General features: G+C 39.5%; 2 protein-coding genes and 2 pseudogenes. 3 read left to right on the top strand and 1 reads right to left on the bottom strand.

All coding sequences use genetic code 11. The annotated features are described in order from the left end of the window. Positions 1-268: 268 nt before the first annotated feature. A pseudogene (locus tag G5B11_RS18300) lies at positions 269-1,132 on the bottom strand (methionyl aminopeptidase). Positions 1,133-1,249: 117 nt separating this feature from the next. Between G5B11_RS18300 and G5B11_RS19810 the strand changes: the two are divergent. From G5B11_RS19810 to G5B11_RS18290, 3 genes and pseudogenes are all read left to right on the top strand, one after another. Next, a complete protein-coding gene (locus tag G5B11_RS19810; protein WP_420360630.1) occupies positions 1,250-1,384 on the top strand; it encodes a DUF6219 family protein in 135 nt (44 codons plus the stop codon). Between the two features lie 7 nt (positions 1,385-1,391). Continuing rightward, positions 1,392-1,724 (top strand): annotated as a pseudogene (locus G5B11_RS18295) (site-specific integrase); the annotation flags it as partial. A gap of 479 nt (positions 1,725-2,203) precedes the next feature. Next, entirely contained in the window at positions 2,204-3,520 is a 1,317-nt protein-coding gene (locus G5B11_RS18290) for an aminomethyl transferase family protein (RefSeq protein ID WP_173729285.1), read from the top strand. The last annotated feature ends 228 nt before the right edge of the window (positions 3,521-3,748 follow it).

Genomic DNA, 3,748 nt, shown 5'->3' with positions numbered 1-3,748 from the left:
GCTTTTGACGTCTGCTCTTGACATGCCCGAAATCATGTCGTATATATATAGCAAGAGCTGGAAGCTCCAATTTAGCGCTTCCAGCTCAATCATTATCATAGAAGATTATTATTTACAGACTTTTCTTCATAGTCTCCCTTTTCCTGGCCGTCTTTGTTTAAAACAATATTGGATTTCAAATTATCATCTTTTCCATGCAATAAGGTTTACGAAGTAGAGTAATCAAAGCAGTACTTCTTTTTACTGACTGGCTTTTCTAACGCGTTTCTTATTTTGCTAATACTTCAACCCCGTCCTCGGTGATCATGACCATATATTCGATCTGTGCGGATAGCCCGTCATCAATAGTATAAACGGTCCAGTCATTCTTTTCATCGATAAAGAAATCAGGGCTTCCCTCATTAATCATCGGCTCAATGGTGAACATCATACCAGGCACAAGAAGCATCTCGCTTCCCTTAGGCGTTATATAGCTGACAAACGGGTCTTCATGGAACTGCAGCCCAATGCCGTGTCCGCCGATCTCTTCCACAACGGAGTAACCGTTGGCTCGGGCGTGTGTGTTGATTGCATCCGCGATATCACCCAGATGCCCCCAGGGCTTAGCAGCGGCCAGCCCCAGTTCTACGCATTCTTCAGTTACCTTTATAATGCGCTCGGCGCGCTCGGAGATTTTCCCCATTTTAAACATGCGGGAGGCATCTGAAAAATAGCCGTTCAGAATGGTTGATACATCCACATTGATGATATCGCCCTCCTGGAGAATGATATTCTTATCCGGAATCCCATGGCATATCTCATTATTTAATGAAGTGCATACACTTTTCGGGAATCCCTGATAATGCAGGGGGGCGGGGATGCCGCCATTCTTTGTTGTTACATCATAAACGATCTTGTCGATCTCTTCGGTACTCATTCCGATGTGGATCTGCTCTGCGACCGCATCCAGCACCGCGGTATTCAGGGCAGCGCTTTCTTTGATCTTTTCAATCTAGAATGGAGTTTTTAGCAGCTTGCGGTTTGGGACGATTTCGCCTCTGTCCGCATGAAGCTTTAATTTTTCTTCAATTGCCATGTGGCATTTTTTATATTTCTTTCCACTGCCGCACCAGCAAAGGCCATTTCTTTCCATTTATTACATCTCCTATATGCGCCAGTACAATGAAAGTGCATTGGAAGGCGAAGACCTTCGCTTTTACGGTTTTGATATGCAGAGGATTTCTTACAGCATGTCGGAGCATTGATAACGATGCTAGGTACTTTTTATAGCGGAGATAAAGGTTCAAAATCAAGCCATAAATATTTTGCGTCAAGTTCTTTGCTTTGGACAGGAGAAACGCACCAGTCATCCAAAAGAGGATTTCCTACAAAACGAGAAGCTTGAAACGCATACACTACGGATTAACAAGTCCTATCAGAGACTGCACCGGGAAGATGTGATTACACCGCCAAAGACATTAAAAAGTAATCGAACCATTAAGATGCCGCAGTTTTTGTGTGATGAGATGCAGGATTACCTGAAAATGCTGTATGAGCCGAAAGAGGACAAACGGATTTTCAAAATTTCCAAATCTTATCTGCATCATGAAATGAATAGAGGCTCAAAAATATCTGGGGTGAAGCGAATCCGTGTGTATGATTTGAGGCATTCCCATGTATCGTTATTGATTAATATGGGATTTACGGGATTAGCAATCGCAGACCGAATGGGACATGCATCAATCTGGCGGTGCTGATTCACGTCGATCACGATTTAGTATGGATATGCCATTGGTTAAATATATAAAATTTTTGTTGAGGTTTCAAAGAGATTTGATTGAATAAACGATATATCAATTATGAAGAGGTCATAAAAACTTTGTAGTATTGTTAAAGTGAATCAAGAATAATGGATAAATGTATTTTTTATAAGATTATCTAAATCGGGTTAAAAATAACGAAAAAGGTATTAGTAGTTGAATCATATAACCAATGACAAAGATGATCAATCGTTTTAGAATGTAAATATCAAATGTGACTGTTCAGGCGCCGACGGTTAAGAAAATTTGAGTAAATAATTGTGATGCGAGATTAAAAAAAGTGGGATTATTTCTTATCATTACAACAGCAAGATTTCACTGGGCTTTATCAACCCGGACTATGCAAAAGAGGGAACAGAGCTGGGAATGATTTGGGGTATTAGCGGAATAAGGAGGAAAGTGTAGTGGAGGATTATATTGGCGCGAGAGTAGATTATGAGCCCAAGTATAAAGATGTTTTAACCTATTTTCAGAATATTGGGAATCTTTATACTTGGGAGGCTGATCCTTGGTATGAAACTTGTAAATCGTGGGCAGAAACATGTTATATTCATGCAGGGATTAGTGGGGCTGAAATTACATTCCAAGGAAAAGATGCACAGGCGTTTCTCTCAAAACTTTGTATGAATAACATTAGCAAATGGAAAAACGGAAAAAATAAACATTTGGTTATGCTTGATGAAGAAGGATTGATAGCAGCTCATTGTCTTAGTATGAAAGACGACGATAATACATATCGGATTACGGCTGCACTTCCATTTGCAGCAATGAAACTGTTGGAGACTGGTGCTTATGATGTGAAAATGACCATGCGTGATATCTTTGTCTTTCAATTTTCAGGACCAAAGTCATTAACAATTATAGAAAAACTTACGAATACGAATCTTCATGATCTAGCATTTTTGCAATTTCGTAAGGTAAGTATTCCGGGACTGAATATTGAAGTGGAAGTGAACAGGATTGGGATGAGTGGAACACTTGCATATGAAATTCGTGGTTTAAAAGAAGATGGTCCCAATGTATATCATGCGGCTTATGAGATCGGAAAACCTATGGGATTAAAGAGGCTTGGATGGCGGAGTTATCCGGTGAATCATGCTTTTGGAGGCTATCCGCAAGTTACGGTATCATTTGAGAGCGCTTCCTATAAAGATCCGAAGGTTGTAGAAATGTCACCTGCAAATATTTCATATACTGGAAGTGTTGAACCAGAGAATCTTCGTGCACGTTTCCGGACGCCGGTAGAGGTTGGCTGGCAATGGATGGCAAAATTGGATCATGACTTTATTGGAAGAAAAGCTCTTGAGAAAGAAATGTCAAATCCTCAAAAGATGATTGTATCTTTAATTTGGAATCCGGAAGATATTTTAGATGTACAGGCATCTTTGTATGGAGAGGGGGAGCCTTATAAGCAGATGGAGTATCCCTGTTGCGTTCCGGGCATGTGTGGAGGACATCAGGACTATGTTACCACAAGGGATGGCAAGGTTATTGGTTTATCCAGTAGTGCGGTATATAGTTCCCATTATCATAAAATGATTTCTGAATGTACCATAGATATGGAATATGCCAAAGAGCGCGAAGAAGTGATTGTAAAATGGGGCGATTATGGAAAGCGTATAAAGGATATCCGTGCAGTAATTGCAAAATTTCCATTAAATGATCTGGTTGAGAATAAAAATTATGATATTAGTTCTTGTCCGTATGGCTTTGAAGAATGAAGGGAGTTTCCATGAGTAAAAAAAATAGAAAATGGCTGGTATTTACGATTATGTGTCTTGCATATATGCCGGGAAGTTATGCACAATAAGGGCACTGAAAAACTTCCATTTTTTCTTAAGTGGAAGTTTTTCTTTTATATTTTTTCAATTTTTTTTTAGAAAAAGCACAAAAAAGCTATGGCTTACTCCATAGCCAGCTCTTCTAATCTTACTATTCGTTTTACATTT

Source organism: Blautia glucerasea (assembly GCF_013304385.1).
GTDB classification, from domain to species: Bacteria; Bacillota; Clostridia; order Lachnospirales; family Lachnospiraceae; genus Blautia_A; species Blautia_A ammoniilytica.
Note: the sequence above shows the minus strand (reverse complement) of the source record. Positions and strands in the feature narration are given on the sequence as shown.